Origin of the sequence: Salinicola avicenniae, from assembly GCF_023736115.1 — a bacterium.
Lineage (GTDB): Bacteria > Pseudomonadota > Gammaproteobacteria > Pseudomonadales > Halomonadaceae > Salinicola > Salinicola avicenniae.
This window is the reverse complement of record NZ_JAKQZC010000005.1, coordinates 120,730-144,053: the sequence shown is the minus strand read 5'-3', so window position 1 is coordinate 144,053 and position 23,324 is coordinate 120,730. Positions and strand designations below refer to the sequence as shown.

Sequence of the window (23,324 nt, the reverse complement as noted above, 5' to 3'; positions counted from 1 at the left end):
GACATGAGCAAGCGTCAATCCGGCGTCTCGACGGCGTCTCGTTGCCAGGGCATGGCACGGCGTAGCGCGGTGTCGACGCCAAAGTAGAGCAGTACCGCGAACCCTACCAGCACCACCAGCGCGGCGAACATCAAGTCGATCTGCAGGCGAGCATTGGCGTTGAGCATCAGAAACCCCAGTCCACGACTGGCGCCAACCCATTCGCCGATCACGGCGCCGATAGGCGCCGCACTGGCTGCCATGCGAAGGCCGGACGCGAGCGCCGGCAGCGCGGCCGGTAACTGGACTTTCAACAGGCGCTGACGCCGGTTGACGCCCAGCGTATCTGCCAGATCCAGCCAGCCTTGAGGCGTCTGACGAAGACCGTCGTAGCCGGTGGAGGCGACGGGAAAGTAGATAATGACCATGGCCATCAGAATCTTGGGCAATAGACCGTAGCCGAGCCATAGCATCAGGATCGGCGCCAGCGCGAATAGCGGGATAGCCTGACTGACCAACAACACTGGCAGCAGGGTCCGCCGCAGCGGCCGAAATCTGGCGAGTGCCAGCGCGGTCGCCAGACCGAGCAGGACGCCGCCGATCAGCCCGCCCACGATCTCTATCGCCGTGATGCTGGCATGATAGGCGAGCAGTTGATGTTGGTCGACGAGCGCGCGGGCCACCGCCAGGGGGGAGGGCAGGATATAGCGCGGCACGTCCGCCAGCGTGATGGTTAGCTGCCAGAGTGCGATCAGCACCACGGCGGCGAGCAGTCCACGGCCGACACGGGCAAGCGAGGCGTTAGGCCCCGGCGCAGACGAGGCACGTTCAGGCATGGGCAGGCTCGCGCAGCCGGGCAATCAGCTCTGCCTGGCACTGCTGAAGCTCGATATCCGCGAGTGGTCGCGGACGTCGGCAGGTCGGTGTCGGCTGAGTGATGAGATAAGCCGGCTCGCCCTGAAGAACCAGAATGCGATCGGCGAGGCGCAGCGCTTCCTGGGGATCGTGGGTGACCATGATGACGGTCCTGCCGACCAGCAGCTGGCAGGCCAACTCGTGGAGTTCCAGGCGGGTGATCGCGTCGACGGCCGAGAAAGGCTCATCCATCAGTACGATACTGGCGTCCTCGAACAGGGTGCGTGCGAGGGCGACGCGCTGACGTTGCCCCCCGGAAAGCGTGCTGGGCCATTGCCCTGCCTTGTCGGCCAGGCCAACCTGATCGAGCAGCGTCAACGCCCGCTGGCGGTCCTTGGCATTCGCTTGTCCTCGCCAGCGGGCGCCCAGCATCACGTTGTCGAGCACGCGCTGCCATGGCACGAGCAAATCGCGCTGGGCCATCCACGCCAGGCGGCCACGCAGCGGGCGGGCATCACTGACTGTCAGTGTCAGTCGATGGTTGTCCGGGAGGGACAGGCCGGCGATCATGCGCAGGAGGGAGCTCTTGCCCGAGCCGCTGCGACCCAGTAGGCAAGTCCAGCTGCCGCTTTCGAAGGAAGCAGTCAGGCGATGGAATAACGGTCGCTGGTCGAACGTCAGCGAGGCATCCCGAATCTCCAGGCCGGGCGGGGGCGATGGCATGACAGCTCCAGAGGCGTCGATAAGGGCGAAGTCATGCGATCAGGCTGGCATTTCCTCCGCCGGTGCTAACCGGTTCAGGTTCCAGGGTTGTGCGTGGCACTCTCAGCCCGGCGTCGGGCACCCCTATCCAGTGAGCTGAATTGTACGCGTGTCGTCGGTGGCTGCCCAGCCGTCGGTGACGTGTCCAGAACAAGGAGTCTGTGTGTCGATCGACAGCAATGGCATTGCGGCCGAGCGCGAGCTGACCCACCGGGTGTCGGCCTACACCGGTCTGTCGCTGACCGCGCTGACGCTACGCTGGCCGGATAGCGCCAACTGGTTGTGGCGTACCGCGGGCGTGTCACCGCAGCTATTGAAGCTGGCCCGCACTGGCGTGGGGCCGTCCGATCCGTTTTGGCATGGCATGGCCGGGCTGTTCGGATTTGACCGCTGGCAACATGCCGAGGCACTGACGCGTCTACCCGGTGCGCTGCCGCCGGACCTGCCCCTGGCGCCCTTGCCGCTGACGTTCCTGGGGCGGTTGGACGCTGCGCCGCTATGGAGTCTGCCTTGGCGTCGGGCCGAGGCGCCATCGATGAACGTCGCGCTGGCGAGCCGCCTGGGGGAGCAGCTGGCCTGCCTGCACGCGGCGCCCGTCTCGGGGTGGGGGCATCCGGAGAGCGGCATCGAATCGCTGTCCAGCTGGCCGGCGCGGGCTCGGGCCTTCGTGGCTTCGCATCCACGTCGTCAGACGCTGCCGAGCTCGCCGACCTGGCCGCTTCCCACTGCGGCCGTCTGGTGCTTGCCCGACCTGCGACCCGACCAGTTCCTGGTGGGCGCCACGGACTGGTTATGGAGCGATTGGGAAGCGCTGGTGTGGGCGCCGCTGGAGTTCGATCTCTGTCTGCTCGAATTGCTGCTGGAGAACGCGTCACAAACAACCGCGTTTGTGGAAGCCTACCGGCGACGGCGGGGTTTGCCTGCTGTCGCCGCCTATCGAGACGGGATGCGGGCTATTGCCTGGCTGATGGGACTGCATGGCACACAGTGGTCGGCACGCGTCTTTGCGCATCCTGCGTGGCTGGACAGGTTCTGAAGACCGATTGGATTGACGATGTTGTCGTCGACGGCGGCTCCACGGGCTAATAGATTCAAATTCCAGCGTTTTTTCACCGGTCAGGATGCCGTCGACGTGTCATACTGAGATTTTTCAAGCAACATCAAGGCTAATTCTTGGACTCGATCAATAGCCTTTTCCTGGTCTCGGGGGCGTTGATTGCCCTCAGTATTCTGGCCAGTCGCGTCTCATCGCGTATCGGTGTGCCGCTGCTGCTGCTCTTCCTCGCGCTTGGCATGCTGGCGGGCGAAGAGGGTGTCGTCGGGCTGGAGTTCGATGACTACTCTCAGGCGTTCCTGATCGGGCATCTGGCGCTGGCGATGATTCTGCTCGATGGCGGCCTTCGCACGCGTCTGCGTACCTTCCGTGTCGGGCTCAAGCCTGCGCTGTCGCTAGCGACCATCGGGGTTTTCCTGACCAGCGGCATCCTGGGTCTGCTGGCTATGTGGCTACTGGATCTGACGCTCGTCGAGGGGCTGTTGGTCGGTGCGATCGTCGGGTCGACCGATGCCGCGGCGGTTTTCTCGATGCTCAAGGGACAGGGCATCAACCTGAATGAGCGTGTCGGCGCGACCCTGGAGATCGAATCGGGTACCAACGATCCGATGGCGATTTTCCTGACCATCACGTTGGCGGAGATCCTGGCGGGTCAGATCGGTAGCGTCAGCGAGACGTTGATGCGATTCGTGCTGCAGTTCGGACTGGGGTTGGCCGTCGGCTTGGGTGGCGGCTGGCTGTCTGCCAAACTGCTGCGCTGGCTCGACCTTGCCCCCGGACTTTACTCCCTATTGGCGTTGGCGCTCGGGTTCTGCATCTTCGGCGCGACCAGTGTGGCCGGGGGGAGCGGTTTTCTGGCGATCTATCTCACCGGCCTGATGATCGGTAATCAGCCTGGGCGTCATTTGGCGCATATTCTGCCGGTTCATGACGGTCTTGCGTGGCTCAGCCAGATTGGCCTGTTCCTCGTGCTCGGCCTGTTGGTGACGCCTTCGGACATGATCGACTACGCGGTGCCCAGTGCGATTCTGGGGGTGGCACTGATCGTGCTGGCGCGTCCGGTTGCCGTACTTTTGTCGCTGGTGCCTTTCTTCAGCTTTCGCTGGCGCGAACTGTTCTTTATCTCCTGGGTCGGGTTGCGGGGCGCGGTACCCATCGTTCTGGCCATTTTTCCAGTAATCAGCGGTGTCGAAAACGCCACCCTCTATTTCAATGTCGCTTTCTTCGTCGTGCTGATCTCACTGCTGTTCCAGGGGTCGACGCTGGCCCGAGTGGCGCACTGGATGCGTGTCGCGCTACCCGAGAGCACGACGCCGGACCGGCGAGGCCAGCTCGGCGTATTGCCCGAAAACGATTACGAGATGTTCGTCTACAAGGTCGAGAACGAATCACTGGATGACGTCCCGATTCGTTTGCTGCGTTTACCGTCGGGCATATTGATTTCGGCGATATTCCGTCAGCATGCCATGCTGCATCCCAAGGGCAGTACTCGCTTGCGCCTGCAGGACGTCGTCTGTCTTATCGGGCGAACCGGCGACCTGCCTTCGCTGAACCGCCTGTTCAACGGCGAAGCCAAATTGAAGCGGGAACGTGCTTTCTTCGGGACCTTCACTCTGGACGGCGAAGCGCTGCTACAGGATGTCGCCAATGCCTACGGCTTGACGCTTAGCCCAGGAGAGCAGGAAATGACGCTGGGCGAGTTCGTGGCACTACGTGTGGGCGGTCATCCGGTCGTCGGTGATGACGTCGACTGGCACGGCTTTCACTGGGTCGTCAGCGAAATGGAAGGTAGTCGGGTAACGCGGGTGGGGCTGCGTCTTTACCATTGACGCGGCAGGGCCTCGGCCACTGACTGCTGCTGATAGGGTCGTGGGCCAAGAATTCACGGCCCACGGCGGTTGGTGACTATTCGACTTCGGCTTCGTCGGTTGGACGCTGAAGGGACTTGCTTGTCTCACGCTCGGTCATGCCGTTCATGCTGTCGGCACGCTGGCGTGCTGCTTCGGCGTTGGGGAAGAGGCCGAGACTGCCGCCGGTGTCGCCATCATAGACTTCATAACAGGTTTCGCGGGGCTCGCCGGGCTTGCAAGTCTTGCGGATTTCGACAAACGGTTCCGCCATGGGGTTGATCTCCGTAACGTCGTGTCGAGTAGTGGGCATGCCATCGGGTTAAGCGATCGTCGTGACTCGAGACACCGGGCGGGGGAGCCGGCTCACCTTTAATCGGGCGAAATATCCCACTCCAGCCCGAATCGCAGGCCATTGATGGCATCGTCGATCATGCCGTTGTTGCCACTGTCTGTCTGATCCTCCGGCTGGATACCTGCCAGCTGACTGCGAGGGTCTGGCCAGCCGAGGCGTGCCATGCAGCGCTGGTACTCCGGCTCACCGCCAATTTGATGCGTCTGCTGTTCGCAGCTGCCGCTGTCATGGAGGAAATCGGTTGCCGTCAGGCGCGGCGACGACGAGACGCATCCCGATAGCAAGACCATAGAGACGGTACTGAGCAGATAACATGATGAGACGCGCATGAAGGTCGCCGGAGGCTGTCTTTTCTCTTCGCTAGCGCCGCGCCACTGCCGGTGCCGCTAGCACAAAGATCAGAATAGTGACTGTGATGGCCTAGTACCAGTGCCCATTGTAATTTCCCGCCATTCAGATTGACTGACCCTGTTTATACCGTTATCTATTGTTGCGACCGACGATTCAGCAAGTTCTAGGTTTATAGGTCGACTGCTGTTTCTACCGCCATCTGCCGCGCAGGAACGTCTGGCACATTCTGAATAAGTAAGGGAGCGCTCCCGGTAGGGCGGCATTCTTGAATGGGGAGCAGCAGGTAGGCAGGAGCAAAAAGGGGGCTGCAATGAAAAAGGCCAGCCGCAATGGCTGGCCTTTTCTTTCATCTTGGCGGAGGGACAGGGATTCGAACCCTGGAAGGGCATTAACCCTTGCCGGTTTTCAAGACCGGTGCATTCAACCGCTCTGCCATCCCTCCGGCTTACGGCGAGGAATACTATCAACTTTTTCATTAGCGTCAATAGTTTTTTAGCTTTCAACGAGTTATTCGCGATTCAGAGCAAACGACCCATGCTTGTCAATGGAACTTAGGAGGGGCATTCTTGTCCACGGGTGTACGGCTTATAAAAGAGGGGACTGCAATGGACTATCGAACTTCGCATGACGTCGCGACGCGGCGCTCCAGCGCGGTCAGCACCAACAAGGTATTGCGCAATACCTATATGCTGCTGGCCATGACTCTGCTTTTCTCTGCGCTGACCGCCGGCGTTGCCATGGCGATGGGCGTCACGCAGATCAATATCTTCATTTTCTTCATCGGTGCCTACGGCCTGATGTTCCTGGTCCACAAGACCGCCAACTCGGCCGCCGGACTGCTGTCGATTTTCGCCTTTACGGGGTTCATGGGCTTCACCCTGGGGCCGATCATCGACCTCTACCTGTCCATTCCGAACGGTGCCCAGTTAGTCATGACGGCGCTGGGCATGACGGCAGCGACCTTCCTCGGACTGTCGGCGGTCGCACTGATCTCGCGCAAGGACTTCAGTTTCCTCGCCAACTTCATGGTGGCCGGTGCCATCGTGCTGGTGCTCGCGATGGTCGCCGCGATGCTGTTCAACATCCCGGGACTGGCGTTGGCGGTGTCCGCTGGCTTCGTGCTGTTCTCCTCGGCGGCGATTCTCTACCAGACCAGCGAGATCGTGCACCGTGCCGGTGAGACCAACTATATTCTCGCCACAATCACGCTCTTCGTGTCGATCTACAACCTGTTCATCAGCCTGCTGTCGATCCTCGGTGTCATGTCCGACGACTGACTCGATCGACGTTCTCGAGAAACCCCACTACGGTGGGGTTTCTTCGTTTGGTACCATGTCCATTGGCACGAATACGACGAGGCACACGCCGTGGCACTGACTTATGCGCTGCTGGTTCAAGGCGCGCCTTACACCCATCAGGCGGCGCTGTCGGCCCTTCGCTTCGGTCGGGCGGTGGTCGAACGAGGCCACCGCCTGAAGACGGTGTTCTTCTACCACGATGGCGTCCACAACGCTTCCGCGCTCATGACACCCCCGCAGGATGAGGTGCATCTTGCCGAGGGGTGGCGGTCGCTGCACCGGGGGCAGGGTACCGAGCTTCTGGTCTGTGTGGCGGCAGGATTGAGAAGAGGGCTGCTGGATGAGGGCGAGGCGAGCCGGCATGGACAGATCGCCAGCAATGTGGCGCCCCCCTTCGAGCTGACCGGCCTCGGCCAATTGCTGGATGCCATGGAGCATCACGACCGCATGCTGACGTTTTCGCCATGACGCCTTCGCAATCGCTCGCTCAGGATCTTGCCGAACTGGACCTTATCGTCGTGCTGCGACATGCCCCCCACGGCAGCCAATGGGTCCGAGAGGGGCTGGATGTGGCGCTGGTCGCTGCCGCGTTTGGCAAACGGGTGGCGCTGCTGTTTCAAGGAGATGGCGTGTTGTCGCTGTTGACCGGTCAGCAGGCGGGCCCCTTGGGCCAGAAGGGAACGCATCCGCAGATGGCGATGCTGGAGATGTACGACATCGAGACGCTCTGGGTTAGTGGCTCGGCGCTGGCGCAGCGTGGCCTGATGCCAGATGACCTGATGCTGCCGGTCCGCGTAATGGACGTCGAGGATTGCCGGGCCGTGGCACACGCCCAATTGCCGACTCTGGTTTTCTAGGCTGCGACGAGGAATATTCATGGCACTGCATCTGATCAATCGCTCTCCGCAGGCCGAGGCGGCTTATCGAGACGCCGGCGCGCTCTTCGTGGAGGGGGACGACCTGTTATTGATCGAGGACGCCTGTTACGCCGCGCTACCGGCAGCAGCTGATCTATTGACGCCTTTTCGAGGGCGTGTCGCCGTGCTCGACGAAGATCTGCAAGCACGTGGCCTGAGTGGTCGGGTAGATGCACGGGTAACGATCGTCGATATGACGGGTTTCGTCACCCTGACGGAAAAGCATGATAGCGCGATGAGCTGGTTCTGATGACAACGACAGCCGCACGAACCCTGGTCGTTGAGGGTAGGGAGATCGAACTGGACCCCGAGGGCTACCTGGTGTCGCTCGACGAGTGGAGCCCGGCGGTGGCGGAAGCGCTGGCTGCCGAGGAGTCGCGTACGTTGACGCCGGCCCATTGGGAAGTGCTCGAGGTATTGCGCGATTTCTATCGGCGTTTCGAGATGGCGCCAGCCATGCGCCCTCTGGTGAAAGCCGTCAAGCAATCGCTGGGCGATGAGAAGGGGAGTTCGATCTACCTCATGCGGCTGTTCCCGGAGAGCCCTGCCAAGGTAACGGCGCGCCTGGCCGGTTTGCCCAAGCCGACCAATTGCCTCTAGGTTGTCGCCGATGAATTTTCTTGCCCATGCCTGGCTTGCTCGCCATGGCAGCGATGCTTTCCTCCACGGCAACCTGATCGCGGATGGCGTCAAGGGGCAGGGTCTGGAGGAGTGGCCAAGCGCCACGGCGGCGGGCATCCGGCATCACCGACGCGTCGATGCCACCATCGACCATCACGCCGAGGTGGTCGCGCTACGCGAAATCGCGCCGCGAGCCGAGCGGCGCTATGTCGGCATCGCGCTCGATCTCGTCTGGGATCACTTCCTCGCTCAACGACAGCCGGATGCCCAGCTGGTCAGACGCTGCTATACCCTGCTGGGTGAACGGCCCGCACCGGCGCGGCTGGCGGGCATGGTACCCGCCCTGATCCAAGGAGACTGGCTGACGCGTTACGCCGATTTCGAGTTTACCTGTCAGGCGATCGCCGGGATCGGCACGCGTCTGCGCGGCCCCAACCGTCTGGCGGCACTCACCCCATGGCTTGCGGCGGAGTATCCTCGCCTCGAGCACGCTTTTGACGTGCTCTGGCCGGACATGTTGCGGGCGTTCTCCGAGTCGTCTCTCGTGCCGAGCGGCGAATGATAGCGGTTTGCCCGCCTCGTTAAGGTGGGCAACACCGCTATCAGGCCTCTAGCCACAGACACTCGATGTCGTCGCCTAGGCGAACGTCGGTATGGGGGGGAATGACCGCGAAGGCGTTGGTGGCGGCACAGGAAGTCAGCACCGCCGAACTCTGCTCGGGAAAAGCCTCTGCGGTGATTCTCGATCCGTCGAATGACAGCGTCACCCGTACATAGTGACGGCGGCTGCCATTGCTGATCGGGAAGCGGGACTCGGCTGTCAGGCGCGGCAGCTGGCCAAGGGCATCGCAACCTAGCAGTCTGCCGAGCAGAGGGCGCAGATAGAGCCACGCGCCGACATAGCTGGACACCGGGTTGCCGGGAAGACCGACGACACGGGTCTTGCCCAAGGTGCCCAGCGCCAGTGGCTTGCCGGGGCGCATGGCGAGCCGCCACAGGGACAGTTCACCGAGCGTTTCGAGCGCAGGTTTGACGTGGTCTTCCTCACCCACGCTGACGCCCCCGGTGGTCACGATGACATCGGCCGTTGCCGCCGCCTCCTGCAACCTTGTTAGCGTCGTCTCGAAATCATCGGCGACCCGCACCTGCATGACCATGTCACCGCCGAAGCGACGGATCAGGCTGGCAAGCATGGGGCCGTTGCTGTTGTAGATCTGACCGGCCTGCAGGGGTTGTCCCGGCTCGACGATCTCGTCCCCGGTCAGCAGCAGCGCCACTCTGGGGCGCCGGATCACATCGACCTGCGAAATACCCTGCCCCGCGATCAGACCTAGCGCTGCTGCTCCCAAGCGCGTGCCGGCGGCGAGTAATCTGTCTCCAACGGCGGCATCGAGTCCACGACGCCGGATGTTCTGGCCAGGCGAGGTGGCCGGAATGAACGCGTCGTCGCCGTCGACGGTGACGTTTTCCTGTATGGCCACGCAGTCGGCGCCAGGGGGGATCTCGCTACCGGTAAAGATCCTGGCGCAGGTGCCGGGCAACAGCGGCGCCGGCGCATGACCGGCCGCCACGCGTTGCGAAATCGGCAATCGGGCTCCGGCATCCTGACTCGCGAGGGCGTAACCATCCATCGCGCTATTGTCGGCCGGTGGCACGTCTCGCGTTGCCGCGAGATCCTGGGCCAGTACGCGGCCATCGGCGTTGAGGCAGGCCAGTGTTTCCGTTTCGAGGCGTTCAACCCCGTCGAGCAGGGCTTCCAGTGCGCGTTCGACGCTCGATAGTTCAGCCATGTTGATGCGTTCCGCGTTCCGGAATGACGAGATTGGCGAAGTTGCACGGGCGGTGCCGACTGTCGAGCTGTTCTCGAAGGATGCGCTCCCAGCCGGTGCGGCAGGCGCCAGTAGAGCCGGGCAAGCAGAAGATCGCGGTGGCATTGGCCAGGCCGCCGAGGCAGCGACTCTGCACGGTCGAGCTCCCGATCTCTTCGAATGAAAGCTGACGGAACAGTTCGCCAAATCCTTCAATCTGCTTGTCCAGTAGTACGGAGACTGCCTCCGGCGTTGAATCCCTGCCGGTAAAACCCGTGCCGCCCGTCGTCAGAATCACCTGAACCGACGGCTCGGCAATCCAGGCGGAGATAACGGCCCGCAGGCGGTAGATGTCGTCGGGCACGATCTGCTTGTCCGCCAGGCGGTGACCAGATGTCTGCAGCGCGTCCACCAGCATGGCGCCGGACCGATCGGTAGATTCATCGCGGGTATCCGATACCGTCAGTACGGCAATCGACAGCGGGATCATGGTCTCCTCATCACGCGTGTCGTTCATGCCTCACCCTTAACGGATGACTGGCGCGCCTGCCTTGCCTCTAGTGCGGCCAGCTGTTCGTCCGTTGCCGGGGCCTGATGGTTGGCCTTCCATTCCGCGTATGGCATGCCGTAGACATATTCGCGAGCGGATTCGTAGTCGAGCGTGGCGTCTTGCGCCTCGGCCGCTTCGACCAGCCATTTCGACAAGCAATTGCGGCAGAAATCCGCGAGGATCATCAGGTCGATGTTCTGGACATCCTTATTCGCATCCAGATGCTGCAATAGCCGGCGGAACGCGGCGGCCTCCAGCTCGGTGCGGGTCTGGTCGTCAAGGTGTTGCATCAAAGCCTCCTGTTGGCGGCGTGATCGGAAGCCGCGGTTGCCGAAAGGGACCGAGGCGGCTCAGTGGCTATCGCCGGGCGTGCAGACAGAGAGTACGACGGCATCCGTCTCGCTGGTCGAAATCAGGGCGTGCCCCATGTCGCTGTCGAAGTAGAGCGAATCGCCTGTGGACATGGCCAGCGGCTCATAGAATTCGGAATAGAGCAGAATGTCGCCCTCCAGCACCATCAGGAACTCTTCGCCGTCGTGGCGGACCCACTCCTGGAATTCATCGAAGCGTCGTGCGCGGACAATCGTCTTGAACGGTATCATGCGCTTCTGCGCGAGCTGGCAGGAGAGCAGCTCATGTTCATAGGTCGGCGTGGGGTGCTGGTTGCCGTCGCCTCTTGGCGTGAGGTCGCGCCGCCCGCGAGAACGCAACTGCGGCGTGGTTGGCGTCAGCAGTTGTGGCAGGTCGATACCCAGGCCGTTGATCAGTTTCTGCACCGCGGTGAAGGTAGGCGAGATCTGGTCATTCTCGATCTTGGATAGCGTCGAACGGGCAAGCCCGGTACGCGCGCTGACATCGCCAAGCGTCCACTGATTGGACAAGCGAATCTCCTTGAGTCGATCCCCCAGTCTCAGGGGCTCGACAAAGGCTTTGCGACCGGAGGCGATGCGCAGCGCGGCATCCTGATCGTTGCTGGCGGCCATGGCACTCTCTGTCTGAATCGTTGGAGGGGAAGAATATCACAGGCAAAGGGCTGAGCTCTGCCGTCGTCAGCCGCTTACTCCTGCACGCCGGGACGGGCACTCAAGGGTGGTAGGCCTGCCCGAGAAGGGCCTGTAGATGTGCCTCGACGCTGAGCGGCAGAGCTTGGGGGTGGTAGCCACCTTCGAGGATCGAGACAAGCCGTCCGTTAGCGTGTCGACGGGCAACGTCCATGGCCAGCGTCGTGATCCAATGAAAATCCTCATGGTCGAGCATGAGTTGCCCGAGAGGGTCATCACGGTGGGCGTCGAAACCGCTCGAAAGCAGAATGAGCTGTGGCCGGTGGGCCTCCAGAGCGGGCAGCCAATCACGTTCGATCGCTTGTCGAAACACCTTGCCGTCGGTGCCCGCCGCCAGTGGCGTATTGACGATATTATCCCAGTCTCCATCAAGATAGCGCCAGGGATAAAAGCCCTGCTGGTAGCTGCTGCAGACGAGGACCGCCGGGTCGTCGCGAAAGATGTCGACTGTGCCGTTGCCCTGGTGCACGTCGAAATCCAGGATGGCCAGGCGCTCGATCCCGTGTATCGCGAGGGCCTGCGCCGCGGCGACGGCCACGTTGTTGTAGAAGCAGAACCCCATCGCCAGCTGGTGTTCGGCATGATGCCCGGGCGGGCGAACCGCGCAAAAGACGTTGTCCGCGCGCTGACGACAGACCAGGTCCACGCCTCTCACCGCCGCACCGGAGGCAAGGGCTGCCGCCTTCAGGGAATCCGGGCAGAGCCGGGTATCGCTGTCGATCTCGTAAAGTCCGCTTTCCGGCAGGTGGGTGGCCAGACGGTCCAGATATGCAGGCGCGTGGACGCGCTCGAGCTGCGCTCGCGTGACGGGCACGGGCTCCGATTGCATGGTCTGCTGCAACAGGCCGCTGAGCATCAGGCGTGCTCGTATTGCCTCGAGGCGCATGGGCGCTTCGGGATGGTGATGCCCCATGTCGTGCTGTGCCAGCGCGGGATGCGTGAGATAGGAAGTGATCATGGCGGCCATTGTCGCGTTGGTAGACTCCATTCTGCGAGATACCGCTCGCACTCGTCTGCTCGAGTGGCTACGACATTGGTCTAATGATTCAGCGCATTGGGGTTGAGCGTGTAGGGTGACAAAGAGCCCACTCGTTGTCGTGAGGTCCCGCGTGGCCACCCAGTTCCTTCGCCGCTTTTTTGCCCCGGCTTCCCTCGTGGTGATCGGTGCGTCACCCAAGCCCGCTTCGGTCGGGGGCATTGTGCTTGGCAATCTCCTCGATGCCGGATTCAACGGTTCGTTAAGTGCGGTTAACCCTAAGGGATATCGGGAGGTCAGGGGGATTCCCTGCTATCGGCGTATCGGTGAACTGCCAACTATTCCGGAGCTTGCGGTTGTCTGCTCGCCGCTGAAAACCGTACCGCAGGTGCTGGAGAAGCTCGGCGAAATTGGCGTGAAGGCGGCGCTGGTGTTATCCGGCGGTGTCATGATGGGAGACACGAATCCAGACGGGGAAACGCTTCGCCGGCGCCTGGAAAAGGCTGCTCTCCGCTCCGGCATGCGAGTCCTCGGCCCCGAGTGTCTTGGCGTCGCCGTGCCCTCCCAGCACCTCAACGCCACTTACGCGAGTCAGCCGCTTGCCGATGGCAGCGTGGCCTATCTCGGCCAGTCGGGCATGCTCGGGAATGCCATGATCGACTGGGCGGCCGGGCGCGCGGTGGGCTTCTCGTACCTGGTGACGCTGGGGGACAGCGTGGACGTACAATTGGCTGACGTCATCGACTACCTCAATCAGTCTGGACGGTGCCGCGCATTGCTGCTGCATCTCGAACGTATTCCCAATGCCCGCCACTTCCTGACCGCGCTCCGCGAATCGTCTCGCAATCGACTGGTACTGGCGATCAAGAGTGGGCGCACGGCGGAGTCCACGCTGGAGGTCGTTCCCTCCACGCCAGGCGTGGAGCGTCGTGACACGATTGTCGAGGCGGCGCTGGCCCGTGCTGGGGTGGTCAGGGTCGAGGACTCCGACGAGCTGTTCGATGCGCTGGAGACTCTGTCACGATTCAAACCGCCAAAGGGCGAGCGCCTGGCCATCGTAGCGAACGGCGTAGGGCCGGCACTGCTGGCGATCGACAAACTGGTCGATGGGGGCGGCCAGTTGGCCACGTTCTCTGAGTCGACCTCGCAGGCACTGTTGGACGCGTCGCTCGATGCCAGTCGACCCGGGCGGAACCCTGTGGATCTGGGTGGCGGCGCCACGCCGGCGAAATTCGTGGAGGCGCTCGATATCGTCACGCAGGACGCCAACGTGGATGCCGTTCTGGTTCTCCACGCACCGACGCGTCTAGCACCGTCGCTCGCGACGGCGAATGCCTTGATCGAAGCTCGGCAGCGTTTTCGACACCGGCTGCTGATCAGTTGGATGGGCTTGAAAGAGGCATTGGACGCGCGCCGAGCCTGCAACCAGGCCAGTGTCCCGAGCTATGTCTCGCCGGAGAAGGCCGTTCGGGCCTTTCTCCATCTCGTACGTTACCGGCAGGTTCAGCGGCTACTGCAGGAGACGCCGCCTTCGTTGCCGTTACAGCCCGATCCAGAGTCCAGAGGCCGCTGCCATCGTCTGATCGAGAATACGCTGGAGCGGAACCGAGATCGTCTGACACACCAGGAGGCTGGAGAGGTCCTCGCGGCCTATGGCATTACCTGTGCTCCCAGTCTCTATATCGCAGACTTCGAGGAGGCGGAAGCCGCGACTGAAAAACTTGAGGGGCCTTGGGCCGTGAAGGCTATTCACCGGGACAATTGTCAGCCCTTCGAGTATACCGGGCGGGGGGCGCGCCAGCCGGTGTCGCTGATCCAGGATCTCGAACAGCCCGGGAGCGTGGTGGATGCGGTCGTGAGGCTCTCTTCACGCCTGGCCGAGCGCCTGCCGGACAGCCCCATCTACAGCTTTTGCCTGCAGACCATGCAGCGCGGAAAGGGAGCGCTACAGCTATGTGCGGGGATTTCCCGCGACAGCGACTTCGGGCCGGTCGTGGTCTTCGGCACCGGCGGTTACAAGGTGGACGTCATGGCGGATCGGCAGGTTGCGCTGCCGCCACTCAATATGCGGCTGGCGCAGGAATTGATTGACCGCACGCGTGCCGGAAAGGTGATTCGCGAGCATTTCGAAGAGGCCGAGGACGCCTTGGTTCACGTGGCACAACTGCTGGTGAAACTGTCGCAGATGGCGGCGGACTTGCCGCGCATGAAGGGGATGGAACTCAACCCGTTGTTGCTCAACGAGGACGGGGTGATGGCAGTGGACTTTGCGCTGGATCTCGGGACGCCAGCCATTCAGGCGATCATGCCGTATCCCGAAGAGTTACGTGAAACGGTTGAGCTGGCAGAGGAAACTGTCGAGATCCGGCCTATCCGGGGCGAGGATGCGCCGTTGATCACTCATTTTCATACCTTTCTTTCCGAACAGAGCATCCGCTATCGCTATTTCCACCACAAGGCGGTGCTGTCGGCCCGGGACCTGGCCCAGCTGGCGCAGATCAACTATGACCGTCAGATGGCCTTCATTGCCGTTAGAAGAACGGAAAAGGTCGGCGAGGAGATGCTCGGTGTCGTCAGGGTCTGGAACGATCCAGACAACATCCGCACCGAGTTCTCGATCATCGTGCGTGATGACATGCATGGCATCGGTCTCGGCCGGCGCCTGATGCAGAAAATGATTCGCTACAGCCGTCAGGTGGGCACTCTCGCCATGGTCGGCACGATCCTCAACGATAATCTGCCGATGCGCCATCTGCTGGGCAGTCTGGGGTTCGAGTTGAAAGCCAATGTGGAGGAGGGGATGCTAGAGGCCCGCCTGATGCTCAACGAACCGCAGGACGACTGGCAGCGCCATCGGCTTGAGGCCGCGCTGGACTAGCGATGCGCTGGGCAGCCCCGACTCGCCAAACTTGAATGGTTGTTCAATTATAAGATATTGTGGTTTGAAGGGTAATTCATAACACCTTATGATGTGAAACCTAACAACACTAACAGACACTGTTCGAAACGTGACCGTGGCGTCACATCGAGCACTTCCGTTTAGCCAACTCAGGCCCAACATGACCGACACACAGCAAACCAAGATTCAGGTGCGCAACTTGAGCAAGGTGTTCGGTAACGACACCAAGAAAGCGCTCGAATTGCGTGACGAGGGTCTCTCCCGTGCCCAGATCCTTGAGAAAACCGGGCAGACGCTCGGCCTCTCCAATATCAATTTCGATGTCAAGGAAGGCGAGCTACTCGTCATCATGGGGCTATCAGGCTCCGGCAAGTCCACGCTGATTCGTTGTCTCAACCGGCTGATCGAGCCGACCTCCGGAGACATCGTCATCGAAGGGGAGAACATTCCCCAGCTGAGTGAGAAGGCGCTACTGCAGTGTCGTCGTCGCCATTTTTCGATGGTTTTCCAGAATTTCGCGCTGTTCCCGCACCGCACCGTGCAGATGAACGCTGAATACGGCCTCGAAATCCGCGGAATCGACAAGGCCGAACGCGCCAAGAAAGCGTCCGACTCGCTCAAGCAGGTCGGTCTGGAAGGGTGGGAAGACGCCTATCCCAATCAGCTTTCCGGTGGGATGCAGCAGCGTGTAGGCTTGGCGCGCGCGCTGGCCAACGACGCCAGCGTACTGCTGATGGATGAGGCGTTCTCGGCGCTGGATCCGCTGATCCGTCGCGACATGCAGCAGGAACTGATCGAGCTGCAGCATCGTACCCAGAAGACCACCATCTTCATTACGCACGACCTGGACGAAGCGCTGCACATCGGCGATCGCATCATTTTGCTGCGAGATGGTGAAATCGTGCAGATCGGTACGCCGGAAGAAATTCTCACGCGGCCGGCTGACGAATACGTCGCGCGGTTTACCGAGGGTGTCGACAAGTCCCGAGTGGTTTCTGCTCAGCGCGCCATGCGACCGGTACGCTCCACCGCCCGTTTCGACGAAGGGCCGCGTACGGCGCTGCGCAAGATGGCGGAGAATCAGCTCGACTCGATCTACGTGGTCGACCGCGAGCGCAAGCTGCTGGGCATTGTCGATGCTGACAAGGCCGATGAGGCCGCCAAGGCCGGCTTGGATTCCATTGAGTCATTAATCGACCCCGACTTCCCCTATGTCGGCCCCGACGAGCCGCTTGCCAGCCTCTACGCGATGTTCAGTGGCAAGAGCCATCCCATTGCGGTGCTGGATGATAACAAGCGCCTGCTGGGGGTCATCGTCAAGGGCGCCGTACTCGAACAACTGGCTCAAGCGGGGAATGCATAATGGATTTCGAGATACCACGAGTACCGTTGGGCAGCTGGATCGAAGGCGGCCTGAACTTTCTGACTAGCGAGTTCTCCGGTGTTACCCGTGCGATCTCTCGCACGACGCAGGGTGGCATCAACCTGCTGAACGATGGCCTGATGTGGCTTCCGGAATGGGCGTTGATGGCCATCGTCATCCTGCTCTGCTGGAAACTGAGCGGCCGTCGACTGGCGATCGGTGCACTGCTGGGGCTGTCTCTGATCTGGAACCTTGGCCTCTGGAACCCGATGATCCAGACGCTGACCCTGGTGGTCATAGCGACGCTGGTGGCTGTTCTCATTGCCCTGCCGCTAGGGGTGCTGGCGGCCGTTTCCGACCGTTTCTACAAGGTCATCATGCCTGTGCTGGACTTCATGCAGACCATGCCGGCGTTCGTCTATCTGATTCCGGCGATACCATTCTTCGGTATCGGTTCGGTATCCGGCATCTTCGCCACGGTGATCTTCTCCATGCCGCCGGCGATTCGCTTCACCACGCTGGGTATCCGCCAGGTGCCGAAGGAGCTGGTGGAAGCCGCGGACGCTTTCGGTTCTACGCGCAGCCAGAAACTGGTCAAGGTGCAGCTGCCGCTGTCGCTGCCGACGCTGATGGGCGGTATCAACCAGACCATCATGCTGGCGCTGTCGATGGTGGTCATCGCGGCGATGATCGGAGCCAACGGGCTGGGTAGCGAAGTGTGGCGTGCGATTCAGCGTCTGCGCCCGGGCGAAGGTTTTGAAGCCGGTATTGCCGTCGTCATCATGGCCATGCTGCTCGACCGCCTGACTCAAGCCTTCAGCGGGCGAAAGAAGGCCGACTGAACGTGTCCGTGACGGCGCGGCCGTCACGGCTCGGGTGGTTCGCCACCCAACAGGTAGTACTCCAACCATAAGAAGGGGAAAGTCAATGACACGCAGTGCAATCTCGCAAGCGATTCGCTTCGGCACACTGGCGGCTGCCGCCGGTTTGAGCCTGACTGCTGGCGTTGCGCAAGCGCAGGAAAGCAAAGGAACGGTTGATCTGGCCTACGTGGAATGGTCCTCGGAAGTCGCCTCGACCAACGTCGTCCGCGTCGTACTCGAGCAAGCCGGGTACGATGTCAACATGAATTCGCTCTCCGCCGCGATCATGTGGCAGGCCGTCGGCACCGGCGATGCCGACGCCATTGTCGCGGCCTGGCTGCCGACGACCCATGGCGATTACCTTTCGCAGGTAGAAGACAACGTCGAAGATCTGGGGCCGAACCTCGAAGGCACCAAGCTTGGCCTAGTCGTACCCAGCTATACCGATGTCGACTCCTTGGCAGATCTGAATGCCAACGCTGATGAGTTCGATGGCCAGATCGTCGGCATTGATCCCGGCGCGGGCCTCATGGCGCAGACCGAGAATGCCATGGATGTCTACGACATGGATGACCTGTCGCTCCAGTCCAGCAGTGGGGCTGCCATGACTTCGGCACTGGCGACGGCGGTCGAGAACCAGGAAGATATCGTGGTGACAGGCTGGACACCGCACTGGATGTTCGCGCGCTGGGATCTGAAATACCTCGACGATCCGGAAAAAGCCTTCGGGGATGCCGAGCAGATCGATACCATCGTGCACAAAGGCTTCAAGGAAGAGATGCCGGGTGCCTATGCCATTCTCGACAACTTCCACTGGACGCCGGAGCAGATGAGCGAAGTCATGCTCATGAACCAGGAAGAGGGTAGCGATCCCTACGAGAACGCGAAGAAGTGGGTGGCCGACAACCCGGACGTCGTCGCGGAGTGGACCGAAGGCGTCGAAGACTGATCGGCGCTTGAAGGCTGTCGGCTAGATGACCGACAGGCCGACGTCAAAAGCCCGGCCGTGAGCCGGGCTTTTTTATGCCGGTCGTTGCGGCAGTTGGCCGCGAGACGGCGCCTACGGCGCCAGTCGCGTGCGGTGCCAGTCGTCGGCTTGATGATCATGGCGCGTATAGCGAACGCGATCGTGGAGACGGCTACGCTGCCCTTGCCAAAATTCAAACGTGTGTGGCACCAGCCGGTAGCCACCCCAGTGTGGCGGGCGCTCCACGAGTTGATCGGCATACACCTGCTCAAAGCGTGCCAGTCGCTCGCGCATCCAATCGCGATCCGGAATTTCCACACTCTGCTGAGAGACCCAGGCGGCCAGCTGACTCTTGCGCGGACGACTGGCGAAATAATCATCGGATAGCGCGGGGTCGACTTTCTCGACTCGGCCTTCCACGCGGATTTGACGCTGCAGGGCCGGCCACCAGAAGACGATGGCGGCGTGTGGCACATGGGCTAACTCGTTACCTTTCTGACTCTGGTAATTGGTGTAGAAGCGCAGTCCCGCGTCGTCGACCCCTTTGATCAGGACGATGCGCGCATGTGGATGCCCGGCGCTATCTACTGTCGCCAGCGTCATCGCGTTGGCGTCGAGCCCTTCCTGCTCAATGGCTTGTGCCAGCCAGTGCTCGAACAGCGGCATCGGCGAATCGGGCGTATTCTCCGGGGCAAGCGCTTCGCCTTCGTAGTCGCGACGCATTCCGGCGAGATCGCTCATTGGGGTGTCCTCCGTGCGGATTCAGGTGATAGGGAACCAGTGTAGCCCGTCGTGCGGTGCGATAGAGAGGCCGGCTTCCAGACGGGCGCATTTGCCTCAGGTCATGGCGGCATGCAGGGCAAAGACCAGCCCACAACAGGCCCAGCCGATCAACGCATAGGGAAGATTCCAGCGCAGCATGTCACGCACGGCAATCTGATAGCGCACGCAAATGGCGAGATTGCTGCCGGACAGCGGGCTGCTGCCAGTGCCCAGCGCCCAGGACATCAGGAATAGCATGCCGAGCAGCGTCGGGTCCGGTTGCAGTGGCACCAGCAGCGGGGCGAGGGTGGCAATGCCGATCAAGGGGTGAACCCCGGTGAAGGAGACGACAACGATAGCGCCGAGCGCAAACCAGGCATGCCAGTGACCAAAATGTGCTATCGGTAGGTCGAGTCCGTCGGGCAGGCTGACAAGGAGCGCGGCCAATCCGGTCGAGATGACGCCGGCGGCCAGGAACAGCGCGAACTGCGGCGCCAGCCGTTGCAGCCCCTGCGTGAACTGACGCTGGATGCGACCGCGACGGTCGTCGTGCGGCATCAGGAGAAACGAGAAGAGCGGCGAGACCATGGCGATGATCAAGGGGATCGACAAACCCGGCCAGATGAGATGAAGCCCGATGACCATGACGGCAAGGGCGCAAGGCATCAGTAAGGCGCTTTTTTCGATCGGATAACCGCTGAAGGGCAGCCGCAAGCGTGCGACATCGAGATAGTTCAGCACAAGCAATAGCGCCGCAGCCAGTACGCCCCACGGCAAAAGTGCTACATAGTCCAGGCCGGGGGCGTAAGTGAGCGCGACCCCCATGGCGACAAAAAAGGGTGACCAGGCGGCGGCGGCGGTGAAACCGCGGCCAATGATCAGGGCCTGCGGTCGCGTCAGGCGCCCAGCCGTCTGCATGCGTTCGCCGAACAGGAACACCACCGAGAGGTTGATCGCCGCACCGAACAGATGAGCGCCCATCATCGTGCCCAGTCGACTGCCAGCCTGACACCCATCGTGGGAAGGGCGCGGTGTTGCCATGGTCAGAAAACTGACACCGGCGAACATCATCAGGAGCGACTGGTTGATGGTCAGCGCTTCCAGCAGTGGGTAGTCGGTACCGCGGGCGAGCGCGACTAGCCAAAGCGCGATGCCGATACCGAAAAGGATACCCGCCTGCCGTCGTGAAGTGCGTGGCAATTGCCGGAACAGCCGCAACGTTGCCAGCCAGGCCAGTACCGCGGCGGGCCAAATCGGCCAATCCAGGAGATTACTGGCCACGCTGAGCGCCAGCATGGCCAGAATCAGAACGCTGGACGGTCTCATGACGGGCGCTTTTCCTGGGGCCCCTTGGCTCTGGCGTAGCGAAATGCGCTGACCGCCAGCGCCGCCGCGGCGATTATCTCGGCGCCTGCCAGCACCGAGCCGCCTCCCTCGGAGAAGATCATGCCGCCCTGGACCAGATACAGCACGCCCAGCGCCGTGAGCCAGATATGCCCCCGTCGGCGCTGTAGAAGCAGCGTCGGCAGAAATAGCGCGAGAGGTAGAATCCGCACCAGTAGCGCGGCCGCCTGAGCGTGCTGTTGCAGATAATGAAAGATGCCGCTGGCCACAAGCAGCCCCAGCAGAGCCAGATAGGCGATCCAGACAGCGCGGCGAGTTCGGCGTAGCGTATCAGCGGTGGCGTGAGAATGACTCATGCCGGGTCACGGTTCTGCAACGGTGCGAGGGCCAATGCCAGCTGGGCAATACGACGCCCTTGGGCCAAGGCTAGTGTCCGCTCGTCGTCATCGACCTCGCGAGAGGCGTCGGCCCCTGCGACATGACTGGTACCGTAAGGCGTGCCACCGCTGTTCGTGTGCAGTAGCGTCGTTTCGCTATAGGGTACGCCCGCGTACACCATGCCGTGATGCAGCAGCGGAATCAGCATGGTCAACAAGGTGCTTTCCTGACCTCCGTGTAGGCTGGCCGTGGAGGTGAAAGCGGTGGCGGGGCGGTCAATCAGAACACCATTCATCCAGAGTCCGCTCGTCGTATCGAGAAAGTACTTCAGCGGCGCGGCCATATTGCCGAAGCGTGTCGGGCTGCCCAGCGCCAGCCCGGCACAATGGCGAAGGTCTGCCTCGCTGGCGTAGATGGCCCCTTGCTCGGGAATGTCGGGTGCGGTGGCTTCCGTGACCGGAGAGACGGCAGGTACCGTTCGGAGTCGCGCGTCGATACCGGAGACACTCTCGATGCCCTGTGCCAGACACTCGGCCAACGTGCGAGTTGCCCCGTGACGAGAATAGTAGAGCACCAGGACGTAGGGGCGGTCGGGAGCTGCTGCATTAGCCATGGGGAACCTTGTGTCGATCGCGAAGCACCGTTCGCAGGATTCAAAGAAGTTGCAGTACCGCCTGAGGCGGGCGACCGATAACGGCGTGGTGGCCATTATCGAGAATGGGGCGTTCGAGAAGACGCGGTGACTCGGCGATAGCCGCGAGGATCTGTTCTCGCGTCAAGCTGGTGATGTCGGTCTCCTGCCATTGGCTGTCTTGATGACGCAGCATGCGGGACGCCTCGTTGCCCAGACGCTGAGCCAGAGTTTCCAGTTCTTCTCGTGACAAAGGGGCGTCGAGATAGCGGCGGACGTCGAACGCTACACCGCGAGAGGTCAGCAATGCCAGCGCTTCACGAGACTTGGAGCAACGAGGATTGTGATAAAGCGTCAATTGAACCATCGGGAGCCGTGTAGTCAATGGGGATGTTTCGGATCTATTGTACCTAGTGTCAGGGATGCAACAACATTCATACGGGTTTTATACCGTTATCTATTATATGAACCAACGGTCTACTCGCTGATTCGACGGTAAACCCAGACAATAGAACCGTCAGCCAATTTAACGTTGTCGCGATGATAGCGGACTCCAACCCGCTCATACCGATCCAGCGCTTTCAAAGCCTCGGGTGTCACCGTCAGTACCTCACCCGACGTCGACGCACTATCGGCCGGGACGATATCCAACTCCTGTTTACGATAACCCGGCAGTACGGCTGGGCGCGTCTCAAGCGGAGATCCCATAATGACCCAGCGCAGCCACGGCTGACGCAGCGTCCCGTAGACAAAGACATCCTGACGCTCCAGACGGCTATCAATCACTACCGGCTGACTCGGCGCATAACCGTAGGGACTCATGAAGGTATACCAAAAATAGGTGCCGCCACTGATCAGCGCTGTCAGTAGCAACAACAGGAACAGGTACACCAGATGGCGCATCGAACGCGGTTTCAGAGACATATCAACTCCTTGTCATGCGGGCTATACGGGTCGGCCATCCATCGATATATCGCCAGAATGATCCCATACCCGACTTGCTACGCAAATCTTGGTGCGTGCTAGGATCAATCTGTCACCGGATTCATCTGACGGTATCCACGGAGGAAGTCCTCATGAGCCAAGCCGCCAATGACTTTCAGGCATTCCGCCAAGCGCTGGGTAACGACGTTCGCCCTCTAAAGAGTGGCGGGAAGGCGACCGTGAACCGGCAACGGCAAACGCCTTCCGACGCACAGCTGGCTCGAAGAGAGAGTGCGCAACGGGCGGGCGAAGACGAACGCGACTTCCTATCCGACGAGTTCGTGGACCTTGTCGGCGCTCACGATCCCATCGAGTATCGTCGCGACGGGATCCAGATTGGCGTTCTGGAGCGCTTGCGCCAAGGCGGCTACGAGGCCGAAGCACGCCTGCACATCATGCGCCTGCCGGTCATCGATTGTCGTCGAGAAGTCTTCCGCTTCCTCAGGGAGGCCTACGAGCATGACCTGCGCAGCGTGATGATCGTGCATGGACGTTCCGCCGAGGACGACGGCAAGGCCAATGTGGTGCGCTCCTATCTATTTCACTGGCTGATGCAGATCGAGCCGGTGCAGGCCTTCAGCTCGGCCCCGACGCAGCAAGGCGGACTGGGTGCTACCTATGTCATGTTGCGGAAATCGGAGCGCGCGCGAGCGCGCAACCGCGAACGCCAGCAAAAACGGCGGGGCTAAGCACGACGCT

Annotated in this window: 28 protein-coding genes and 1 tRNA gene; 13 read left to right on the top strand and 16 right to left on the bottom strand. The window is 61.6% G+C overall.

All coding sequences use genetic code 11. The features are described 5' to 3' along the window. Positions 1 to 14 precede the first annotated feature (14 nt). Positions 15 to 815, bottom strand: coding sequence for an ABC transporter permease (locus MC381_RS12790; protein ID WP_251978142.1), 801 nt, complete (start codon positions 813 to 815; stop codon positions 15 to 17). Continuing rightward, positions 808 to 1,557: an ABC transporter ATP-binding protein gene (locus MC381_RS12785; RefSeq protein ID WP_251978141.1), complete on the bottom strand. Its 750-nt coding sequence runs from the start codon at positions 1,555 to 1,557 to the stop codon at positions 808 to 810. The genes MC381_RS12790 and MC381_RS12785 overlap by 8 nt, the downstream gene beginning before the upstream one ends. A 202-nt stretch (positions 1,558 to 1,759) precedes the next feature. Between MC381_RS12785 and MC381_RS12780 the strand changes: the two genes are divergently transcribed. Both MC381_RS12780 and MC381_RS12775 read left to right on the top strand, forming a co-directional pair. After that, the gene (locus MC381_RS12780) at positions 1,760 to 2,632 is read left to right on the top strand and encodes a hypothetical protein (RefSeq protein WP_251978140.1); all 873 of its coding nucleotides are present in this window, start codon (positions 1,760 to 1,762) and stop codon (positions 2,630 to 2,632) included. Positions 2,633 to 2,769: 137 nt separating this feature from the next. Beyond that, positions 2,770 to 4,479: a potassium/proton antiporter gene (locus tag MC381_RS12775; protein ID WP_251978139.1), complete on the top strand. Its 1,710-nt coding sequence runs from the start codon at positions 2,770 to 2,772 to the stop codon at positions 4,477 to 4,479. A gap of 76 nt (positions 4,480 to 4,555) precedes the next feature. On the opposite strand, the gene MC381_RS12770 is transcribed toward MC381_RS12775, so the two are convergent. The 3 genes from MC381_RS12770 to MC381_RS12760 all read right to left on the bottom strand — a co-directional run bounded on the left by MC381_RS12770 (position 4,556) and on the right by MC381_RS12760 (position 5,645). Then, complete coding sequence (locus MC381_RS12770; RefSeq protein ID WP_251978138.1) at positions 4,556 to 4,771, bottom strand: hypothetical protein; 216 nt, start codon at positions 4,769 to 4,771, stop codon at positions 4,556 to 4,558. Positions 4,772 to 4,869: 98 nt separating this feature from the next. Further along, a complete protein-coding gene (locus tag MC381_RS12765) occupies positions 4,870 to 5,181 on the bottom strand; it encodes a hypothetical protein (protein ID WP_251978137.1) in 312 nt (103 codons plus the stop codon). A 374-nt stretch (positions 5,182 to 5,555) separates the two neighbouring features. Then, a tRNA-Ser gene (locus MC381_RS12760) sits at positions 5,556 to 5,645 on the bottom strand. Between the two features lie 163 nt (positions 5,646 to 5,808). Between MC381_RS12760 and MC381_RS12755 the strand changes: the two genes are divergently transcribed. From MC381_RS12755 to MC381_RS12730, 6 genes are all read left to right on the top strand, one after another. Next, a complete protein-coding gene (locus MC381_RS12755) occupies positions 5,809 to 6,480 on the top strand; it encodes a Bax inhibitor-1/YccA family protein (RefSeq protein WP_251978136.1) in 672 nt (223 codons plus the stop codon). Between the two features lie 96 nt (positions 6,481 to 6,576). Beyond that, entirely contained in the window at positions 6,577 to 6,969 is a 393-nt protein-coding gene (gene tusD, locus MC381_RS12750; RefSeq protein ID WP_251978478.1) for a sulfurtransferase complex subunit TusD, read from the top strand. Beyond that, positions 6,966 to 7,358 (top strand): sulfurtransferase complex subunit TusC, encoded by a 393-nt coding sequence (gene tusC, locus MC381_RS12745; RefSeq protein WP_251978135.1) that lies wholly within the window; start codon positions 6,966 to 6,968, stop codon positions 7,356 to 7,358. The genes tusD and tusC overlap by 4 nt, the downstream gene beginning before the upstream one ends. Before the next feature lie 19 nt (positions 7,359 to 7,377). Further along, the gene (gene tusB, locus MC381_RS12740) at positions 7,378 to 7,668 is read left to right on the top strand and encodes a sulfurtransferase complex subunit TusB (protein ID WP_251978134.1); all 291 of its coding nucleotides are present in this window, start codon (positions 7,378 to 7,380) and stop codon (positions 7,666 to 7,668) included. Continuing rightward, a complete protein-coding gene (locus MC381_RS12735; protein ID WP_251978133.1) occupies positions 7,668 to 8,018 on the top strand; it encodes a TusE/DsrC/DsvC family sulfur relay protein in 351 nt (116 codons plus the stop codon). The genes tusB and MC381_RS12735 overlap by 1 nt, the downstream gene beginning before the upstream one ends. A 10-nt stretch (positions 8,019 to 8,028) precedes the next feature. Further along, a complete protein-coding gene (locus MC381_RS12730; RefSeq protein WP_251978132.1) occupies positions 8,029 to 8,601 on the top strand; it encodes an acyl carrier protein phosphodiesterase in 573 nt (190 codons plus the stop codon). 40 nt (positions 8,602 to 8,641) lie between these two features. Here MC381_RS12730 and MC381_RS12725 read toward each other — a convergent pair whose 3' ends face one another. The 5 genes from MC381_RS12725 to MC381_RS12705 all read right to left on the bottom strand — a co-directional run bounded on the left by MC381_RS12725 (position 8,642) and on the right by MC381_RS12705 (position 12,416). Beyond that, positions 8,642 to 9,829 (bottom strand): molybdopterin molybdotransferase MoeA, encoded by a 1,188-nt coding sequence (locus MC381_RS12725; RefSeq protein ID WP_251978131.1) that lies wholly within the window; start codon positions 9,827 to 9,829, stop codon positions 8,642 to 8,644. Further along, complete coding sequence (gene moaB / locus MC381_RS12720) at positions 9,822 to 10,337, bottom strand: molybdenum cofactor biosynthesis protein B (protein ID WP_251978130.1); 516 nt, start codon at positions 10,335 to 10,337, stop codon at positions 9,822 to 9,824. The genes MC381_RS12725 and moaB overlap by 8 nt, the downstream gene beginning before the upstream one ends. Before the next feature lie 23 nt (positions 10,338 to 10,360). Next, positions 10,361 to 10,687 carry a DUF1244 domain-containing protein gene (locus tag MC381_RS12715; protein ID WP_251978129.1) on the bottom strand — a complete coding sequence of 109 codons (327 nt, stop codon included), beginning with the start codon at positions 10,685 to 10,687 and terminating at the stop codon, positions 10,361 to 10,363. 60 nt (positions 10,688 to 10,747) lie between these two features. Further along, entirely contained in the window at positions 10,748 to 11,380 is a 633-nt protein-coding gene (locus MC381_RS12710) for a helix-turn-helix domain-containing protein (protein ID WP_251978128.1), read from the bottom strand. Between the two features lie 100 nt (positions 11,381 to 11,480). Then, positions 11,481 to 12,416, bottom strand: a complete 936-nt coding sequence (locus MC381_RS12705; protein WP_251978127.1) for a histone deacetylase family protein — start codon at positions 12,414 to 12,416, stop codon at positions 11,481 to 11,483. A gap of 151 nt (positions 12,417 to 12,567) precedes the next feature. Between MC381_RS12705 and MC381_RS12700 the strand changes: the two genes are divergently transcribed. The 4 genes from MC381_RS12700 (at position 12,568) to MC381_RS12685 (ending at position 18,508) form a co-directional block, all read left to right on the top strand. Next, positions 12,568 to 15,312 carry a bifunctional acetate--CoA ligase family protein/GNAT family N-acetyltransferase gene (locus MC381_RS12700; RefSeq protein WP_251978126.1) on the top strand — a complete coding sequence of 915 codons (2,745 nt, stop codon included), beginning with the start codon at positions 12,568 to 12,570 and terminating at the stop codon, positions 15,310 to 15,312. 181 nt (positions 15,313 to 15,493) lie between these two features. Continuing rightward, positions 15,494 to 16,696, top strand: coding sequence for a quaternary amine ABC transporter ATP-binding protein (locus MC381_RS12695; protein WP_251978125.1), 1,203 nt, complete (start codon positions 15,494 to 15,496; stop codon positions 16,694 to 16,696). Continuing rightward, complete coding sequence (locus MC381_RS12690; protein ID WP_251978124.1) at positions 16,696 to 17,538, top strand: ABC transporter permease; 843 nt, start codon at positions 16,696 to 16,698, stop codon at positions 17,536 to 17,538. Before MC381_RS12695 ends, MC381_RS12690 begins: the two co-directional genes overlap by 1 nt. Positions 17,539 to 17,623: 85 nt before the next feature. Beyond that, positions 17,624 to 18,508, top strand: a complete 885-nt coding sequence (locus MC381_RS12685) for a glycine betaine ABC transporter substrate-binding protein (protein WP_251978123.1) — start codon at positions 17,624 to 17,626, stop codon at positions 18,506 to 18,508. Positions 18,509 to 18,619: 111 nt separating this feature from the next. Here MC381_RS12685 and pdxH read toward each other — a convergent pair whose 3' ends face one another. From pdxH to MC381_RS12655, 6 genes are all read right to left on the bottom strand, one after another. Continuing rightward, positions 18,620 to 19,267 carry a pyridoxamine 5'-phosphate oxidase gene (gene pdxH, locus MC381_RS12680; protein WP_251978122.1) on the bottom strand — a complete coding sequence of 216 codons (648 nt, stop codon included), beginning with the start codon at positions 19,265 to 19,267 and terminating at the stop codon, positions 18,620 to 18,622. Positions 19,268 to 19,363: 96 nt separating this feature from the next. Then, on the bottom strand, positions 19,364 to 20,614 hold the full coding sequence (locus tag MC381_RS12675; RefSeq protein ID WP_251978121.1) for a hypothetical protein: 1,251 nt from the start codon (positions 20,612 to 20,614) through the stop codon (positions 19,364 to 19,366). After that, the gene (locus tag MC381_RS12670; protein WP_251978120.1) at positions 20,611 to 20,988 is read right to left on the bottom strand and encodes a DUF2069 domain-containing protein; all 378 of its coding nucleotides are present in this window, start codon (positions 20,986 to 20,988) and stop codon (positions 20,611 to 20,613) included. Before MC381_RS12670 ends, MC381_RS12675 begins: the two co-directional genes overlap by 4 nt. Then, the gene (wrbA, locus tag MC381_RS12665) at positions 20,985 to 21,623 is read right to left on the bottom strand and encodes an NAD(P)H:quinone oxidoreductase (RefSeq protein ID WP_251978119.1); all 639 of its coding nucleotides are present in this window, start codon (positions 21,621 to 21,623) and stop codon (positions 20,985 to 20,987) included. The genes MC381_RS12670 and wrbA overlap by 4 nt, the downstream gene beginning before the upstream one ends. A gap of 40 nt (positions 21,624 to 21,663) precedes the next feature. After that, complete coding sequence (arsC, locus tag MC381_RS12660; RefSeq protein ID WP_251978118.1) at positions 21,664 to 22,008, bottom strand: arsenate reductase (glutaredoxin); 345 nt, start codon at positions 22,006 to 22,008, stop codon at positions 21,664 to 21,666. A gap of 110 nt (positions 22,009 to 22,118) precedes the next feature. After that, a complete protein-coding gene (locus tag MC381_RS12655) occupies positions 22,119 to 22,565 on the bottom strand; it encodes a gamma-glutamylcyclotransferase family protein (protein WP_251978117.1) in 447 nt (148 codons plus the stop codon). 152 nt (positions 22,566 to 22,717) lie between these two features. On the opposite strand from MC381_RS12655, the gene smrA reads away from it, so the two are divergent. After that, the gene (gene smrA / locus MC381_RS12650; RefSeq protein WP_251978116.1) at positions 22,718 to 23,314 is read left to right on the top strand and encodes a DNA endonuclease SmrA; all 597 of its coding nucleotides are present in this window, start codon (positions 22,718 to 22,720) and stop codon (positions 23,312 to 23,314) included. The last annotated feature ends 10 nt before the right edge of the window (positions 23,315 to 23,324 follow it).

Bases quoted from the DNA above. Each gene is read 5' to 3' on its own strand.
- MC381_RS12790 (WP_251978142.1), bottom strand. From the start codon at position 815: ATGCCTGAACGTGCCTCGTCTGCGCCGGGGCCTAACGCCTCGCTTGCC.
- MC381_RS12785 (WP_251978141.1), bottom strand. From the start codon at position 1,557: ATGCCATCGCCCCCGCCCGGCCTGGAGATTCGGGATGCCTCGCTGACG.
- MC381_RS12770 (WP_251978138.1), bottom strand. From the start codon at position 4,771: ATGGCGGAACCGTTTGTCGAAATCCGCAAGACTTGCAAGCCCGGCGAG.
- MC381_RS12765 (WP_251978137.1), bottom strand. From the start codon at position 5,181: ATGCGCGTCTCATCATGTTATCTGCTCAGTACCGTCTCTATGGTCTTG.
- MC381_RS12755 (WP_251978136.1), top strand. From the start codon at position 5,809: ATGGACTATCGAACTTCGCATGACGTCGCGACGCGGCGCTCCAGCGCG.
- tusC (WP_251978135.1), top strand. From the start codon at position 6,966: ATGACGCCTTCGCAATCGCTCGCTCAGGATCTTGCCGAACTGGACCTT.
- tusB (WP_251978134.1), top strand. From the start codon at position 7,378: ATGGCACTGCATCTGATCAATCGCTCTCCGCAGGCCGAGGCGGCTTAT.
- MC381_RS12735 (WP_251978133.1), top strand. From the start codon at position 7,668: ATGACAACGACAGCCGCACGAACCCTGGTCGTTGAGGGTAGGGAGATC.
- MC381_RS12730 (WP_251978132.1), top strand. From the start codon at position 8,029: ATGAATTTTCTTGCCCATGCCTGGCTTGCTCGCCATGGCAGCGATGCT.
- MC381_RS12725 (WP_251978131.1), bottom strand. From the start codon at position 9,829: ATGGCTGAACTATCGAGCGTCGAACGCGCACTGGAAGCCCTGCTCGAC.
- moaB (WP_251978130.1), bottom strand. From the start codon at position 10,337: ATGATCCCGCTGTCGATTGCCGTACTGACGGTATCGGATACCCGCGAT.
- MC381_RS12715 (WP_251978129.1), bottom strand. From the start codon at position 10,687: ATGCAACACCTTGACGACCAGACCCGCACCGAGCTGGAGGCCGCCGCG.
- MC381_RS12710 (WP_251978128.1), bottom strand. From the start codon at position 11,380: ATGGCCGCCAGCAACGATCAGGATGCCGCGCTGCGCATCGCCTCCGGT.
- MC381_RS12705 (WP_251978127.1), bottom strand. From the start codon at position 12,416: ATGATCACTTCCTATCTCACGCATCCCGCGCTGGCACAGCACGACATG.
- MC381_RS12695 (WP_251978125.1), top strand. From the start codon at position 15,494: ATGACCGACACACAGCAAACCAAGATTCAGGTGCGCAACTTGAGCAAG.
- MC381_RS12690 (WP_251978124.1), top strand. From the start codon at position 16,696: ATGGATTTCGAGATACCACGAGTACCGTTGGGCAGCTGGATCGAAGGC.
- MC381_RS12685 (WP_251978123.1), top strand. From the start codon at position 17,624: ATGACACGCAGTGCAATCTCGCAAGCGATTCGCTTCGGCACACTGGCG.
- pdxH (WP_251978122.1), bottom strand. From the start codon at position 19,267: ATGAGCGATCTCGCCGGAATGCGTCGCGACTACGAAGGCGAAGCGCTT.
- MC381_RS12675 (WP_251978121.1), bottom strand. From the start codon at position 20,614: ATGAGACCGTCCAGCGTTCTGATTCTGGCCATGCTGGCGCTCAGCGTG.
- MC381_RS12670 (WP_251978120.1), bottom strand. From the start codon at position 20,988: ATGAGTCATTCTCACGCCACCGCTGATACGCTACGCCGAACTCGCCGC.
- wrbA (WP_251978119.1), bottom strand. From the start codon at position 21,623: ATGGCTAATGCAGCAGCTCCCGACCGCCCCTACGTCCTGGTGCTCTAC.
- arsC (WP_251978118.1), bottom strand. From the start codon at position 22,008: ATGGTTCAATTGACGCTTTATCACAATCCTCGTTGCTCCAAGTCTCGT.
- MC381_RS12655 (WP_251978117.1), bottom strand. From the start codon at position 22,565: ATGTCTCTGAAACCGCGTTCGATGCGCCATCTGGTGTACCTGTTCCTG.
- smrA (WP_251978116.1), top strand. From the start codon at position 22,718: ATGAGCCAAGCCGCCAATGACTTTCAGGCATTCCGCCAAGCGCTGGGT.